The sequence below is a fragment of the Vreelandella olivaria genome (assembly GCF_023507745.1).
Taxonomy (GTDB): Bacteria; Pseudomonadota; Gammaproteobacteria; order Pseudomonadales; family Halomonadaceae; genus Vreelandella; species Vreelandella olivaria_A.
The window spans coordinates 1-4,452 of record NZ_JALPZO010000148.1; the positions used below are offsets into that span (position 1 = coordinate 1).

Sequence of the window (4,452 nt, forward strand, 5' to 3'; positions counted from 1 at the left end):
GGCCTCGCTCTCTGCCAGTACGGCGACGACGGTCACGGCTTCGTCGGCGTCCTCTTCCCAGCGCCGGGTGCTCGGTGAGTGGGCCATCACATGGCAGCGGGCGACCCAGTAGTCGGGCACGACCATGAATTATCCCTCTTCCAACGGGCAGTGGGAAACGAAGGGGCTGCCTTCCCCTGCGGCGGCTTCCAGCATGCCTGACAAGGTAAGAGTGAAGTAAAGGCCATGACCAGTTGCCATCGTAACGCTCCCCCGTTTATTCAATGAACCAATGATAAAGTGCTCAGAATAACGAGTTATTGCAGCGGCGCAACCCCTTGATATAACAGAGAGCAAATGTCTTACAGCGTGTAAGAAATATCTTACAAAACTGTCAGTGATAACTTACAAAACTCACTCTCAGTGACACTTAGAGAACAGAGTCCGACGCCCAATTCCTGCACACATCTATCAAGTAGTTTGAACCCCTCGTCGTATTGCCTTCTCATAAAAACGCCCCGAAGGTTGGATTGGGTATCCCACCTTCGGGGCGCAGTTCAGAGCCTTTGGAACGTTTTTTTAGACGCCACACGGATTGCTTAAGCCGCGATAGTGTCGCCCATTTTCTGACGCAGCTTCTTCATCGCATTTTTCTCAAGCTGACGAATACGCTCGGCACTGACACCGTAGACATCGGCCAGGTCGTGCAGCGTTGCCTTGTTATCCGTCAACCAGCGGCGTTGTAAAATATCCCGCGACCGCTCGTCCAGACTCTTCAGCGCGAGCTGAAGACGACGCGTGGAATCTTCTTCAAAATCGCTGTCTTCCAGCTGTGTAGCAGGGTCAGCAGACGCATCATCAAGAAAATGAACAGGCGCCTGATAGGTGCTTTCTTCATCATCGTTTGGTGAACCATCGAAACCGGCATCGTATGCCGACAGGCGGCCTTCCATATCGCGCACAACCTCGGGTTTAACGTCGAGGTCTTTGGCGATGGCATTGACTTCATCATTATTCAGCCATGCCAGACGCTTTTTGGCACTACGCAGGTTAAAGAACAGCTTACGCTGGGCTTTGGTGGTGGCGATCTTCACGATCCGCCAGTTGCGCAGTACAAATTCGTGGATTTCCGCCTTGATCCAATGCACGGCAAATGATACCAGGCGAACCCCTTGATTGGGGTCAAAGCGTTTGACCGCTTTCATCAAACCAACGTTACCTTCCTGAATAAGATCAGCCTGGGGCAGGCCATAGCCCGAGTAACTACGTGCAATATGCACAACAAAACGCAGGTGCGAAAGCACCAGACGACGTGCAGCTTCAAGATCCCCTTCATCGTGGAGGCGGAATGCCAGCTCACGCTCTTCCTCAACACTCAGAACAGAGATGCTGTTAACCGCTTGAATATAGCCACCCAGGTCATGCCCTGGAGAAAGCTGACCCACCGGTAGAAGACTAGTGCTCATGTGCAGATGGTCTCCCTTAAAACCTATCGTGGTCGGCGTACTGGCGTCACAACAGCCAGACGTCCTCTATTAACGCTAAGACCTTAGCTTAAGCATAAGGTTCAGACTGCCAATGCATCTGCTAAGAACCTAAATTTGGGGGTAATCCCCCCCTTCATACCCGCCTGACATACGCTATCAACGCGGACGTATACTGGAAAGGTGGCGAGTCACGGCTAACCATGCCCCCAACCAGCCCAATAGTGTACTGCAAGATAGCAGAATTGTAGAGCCTGTCATATCCAACTGTGGCAATGTGAAACTGGCGCCATAACTGGCAGCCAGGGCCGCGACCGGCATCGAAAGCCAATGGTTGCCCAGCCCCAATAGCCCTAGCGCCAGCAACCCGCCGCCAACCCCATACCAGGCGCCACTGTACAAAAAAGGGCGACGAACAAACGCGTGGGTGGCGCCAATCAACATCACCACCTCGATTTCACGCCGACGGTTCTCAACAGCAAGGCGTATGGTGTTACCCACCACCAACAGTACACCCAAACCAAACAATGCCCCCAACGCCAGTGCAACACGACGACCAAGATCAGCCAGATGGCGCAGGCGCTCTACCCAGGCTAAATCAACCCGTACCTCATCCACACCCGACAACGTTTCAAGTCGCTGAGCCAGCTGCCCCATGGCATCAGGTTCAACACTCTGGGGGTAAATCACGATACTGGCGGGTAGGGGGTTATCTTCAAGCCCTGCCAGCACATCATCCAGGCCGAGCGACTGCTGAAACTCAGCCATCCCCTGCTCTGCACTAATCAGGCGTGTTTGCACCACTCCGGCTTCCGCCCCAACCGCCTCCTCAATACGGGCGGCCTGGGCCTCATCCACTGCTGTTTCCAGGTAGACGGTGAGAGTGGCGCTCTCCTCCAGCTCTGCATCCAGCAACTTGGCACTGTCCAGCGTCAGCCAGAGAGCCGCTGGCAGCACCAACGCAATGGCGATAGCCAGCATCGTCAGCAGGTTACCTAAGGGATGACGTACCAGACGCAACAGGCTGTCGATAGCCATTGCCCGGTGATGTCGCCCCCACGCGCGCAGTCGGCTGATAAAACGCGTCTGTTGTGAGCGGGCACCACGACGGCCGGTGGCTTCCGGCGACGCCTTAGGTCGGTGTTTAGGAGCCAGGCGCTTACCCCGCCGTGGGGCCGCACCTGTTTGACGGGGTGTGGCGGCACGCTTCATACAGCGCCCTCATCGGCTACCAGACGGCCATCCCGCAAGCGCAGAATACGATGGTGCAAACGGGCAATCAGCGCTAAATCATGGCTGGCGATCATGACGGTAGTGCCGATACGGTTAAAATCTTCAAAGAGCCCCATAATATCGGCCGAGAGCTGTGGGTCGAGGTTACCTGTGGGTTCATCGGCAAGCAGCAATGCGGGTTTATTCACCACGGCCCTGGCAATGCCTACCCGCTGCTGCTCACCACCGGAAAGTTCTACTGGCAGTGCCTTTTCGCGATGCAAAAGGCCAACTTTATCCAGCGCTGCTCGAACGCGTCTCGCCGCCTCCCTCGGCTCCACGCCCTGGATTTCCAAGGGCAATGAGACATTACGAAACACGCTGCGATCAAATAATAGCTGATGGTCTTGAAATACCACACCGATCTGACGCCGATAAAATGGCACCTGGCTGGCGTGTAGCTGCGCAATATCATGCCCGGCCACCAATACCCTACCCCGACTGGGTTTTTCCAGGCGCATAATCAAGCGCAATAGAGAGCTTTTGCCCGCGCCGGAATGGCCGGTCAGGAACACCATTTCGCCTCTTGCGACGCGGAAGTTGAGGTGTGCCAGCGCTTCAAAGCGCCCTCCATAGCGCTTTCCCACATGCTCAAAGGCAATCATCCGCGGCTATCGTCCCCTTGCCGGTCAAACAGCGCATTAACGAAGTCATCAGCATTGAAGGGACGCAAATCGTCCAACCCTTCTCCCACGCCAATAAAGCGAATAGGCGTTTCAAGTTGCTTGGCCAGGGCGAAAATAATCCCGCCCTTCGCCGTACCATCCAGCTTGGTCAGAGTGATACCACTGATGGGCACCGCATCATTAAAGGTACTGGCTTGGGAAATCGCGTTTTGCCCGGTTCCCGCATCCAGCACCAGCATGACTTCATGGGGGGCAGAGGCATCCAGTTTCTGCATCACCCGATGGACTTTTTTCAGTTCCTCCATCAAATGACTTTTGTTATGTAAACGACCGGCCGTGTCGGCGATCAGCACATCCACGCCACGCGCCTTGGCGGCCGCGACGGCGTCGTATATTACGGATGCACTATCAGCGCCGGTATGCTGGGCAATGACCGGTACGCTGTTGCGCTCCCCCCACACCTTGAGCTGCTCCACCGCCGCGGCACGGAAGGTATCCCCGGCCGCCAGCATGACGCTTTTACCCTCGCGCTGGAATCGCTGGGTCAACTTACCGATCGTGGTGGTTTTACCCACACCATTGACACCCACCACTAAAATCACGAAGGGGCCGTCACTTTTCTCAACACTCAGTGGTGTCGCCACAGGGGCGAGCATGGCTGCCAACTCTTCCTGTAAGCCGCGATATAGCGCCTCGGGGTTGTTGAGTTCCTTACGGGAGACCCGGCCTTCCAGACGCTCAATAATTTCGCTGGTGGCCTCAATACCCACATCCGCCATGAGCAGTTGGGTTTCCAGGTCTTCGAGCAGCTCATCATCAATCTGCTTTTTACCTAAAAACAGATCAGCAATACCATCGGTTAAATTGGCGCGGGTTTTCCCCAGCCCCGATTTAATCCGCGCAAACCACCCTTTCTTTTCACCATTTTCTGCCACCGGCTTTTCTTGTAAGGCCGGCTTGGAAGCTGGCTCTGGCTCTGGCTCTGGCTCTGGCTCTGGCTCTGGCTCTGGCTCTGGCTCTGGCTCTGGCTCTGGCTCTGGCTCTGGCTCTGGCTCTGGCTCTGGCTCTGGCTCTGGCTCTGGCTCTGGCTC

4 protein-coding genes are annotated in these 4,452 nt (G+C 55.6%); all 4 read right to left on the reverse strand.

Annotated features, from left to right (window positions below; genetic code table 11):
* Window positions 1–578: 578 nt before the first annotated feature.
* Window positions 579–1,445 carry an RNA polymerase sigma factor RpoH gene (rpoH, locus tag HP566_RS18100; protein WP_249978716.1) on the reverse strand — a complete coding sequence of 289 codons (867 nt, stop codon included), beginning with the start codon at window positions 1,443–1,445 and terminating at the stop codon, window positions 579–581.
* Between the two features lie 177 nt (window positions 1,446–1,622).
* Window positions 1,623–2,675 (reverse strand): permease-like cell division protein FtsX, encoded by a 1,053-nt coding sequence (ftsX, locus tag HP566_RS18105; RefSeq protein ID WP_249978717.1) that lies wholly within the window; start codon window positions 2,673–2,675, stop codon window positions 1,623–1,625.
* Entirely contained in the window at window positions 2,672–3,340 is a 669-nt protein-coding gene (ftsE, locus tag HP566_RS18110) for a cell division ATP-binding protein FtsE (RefSeq protein ID WP_249978718.1), read from the reverse strand. Before ftsE ends, ftsX begins: the two co-directional genes overlap by 4 nt.
* Window positions 3,337–4,452 (reverse strand): signal recognition particle-docking protein FtsY (ftsY, locus tag HP566_RS18115; RefSeq protein WP_249978719.1); only part of this gene is annotated, 1,116 nt, incomplete at its 5' end. The genes ftsY and ftsE, both read right to left, overlap by 4 nt.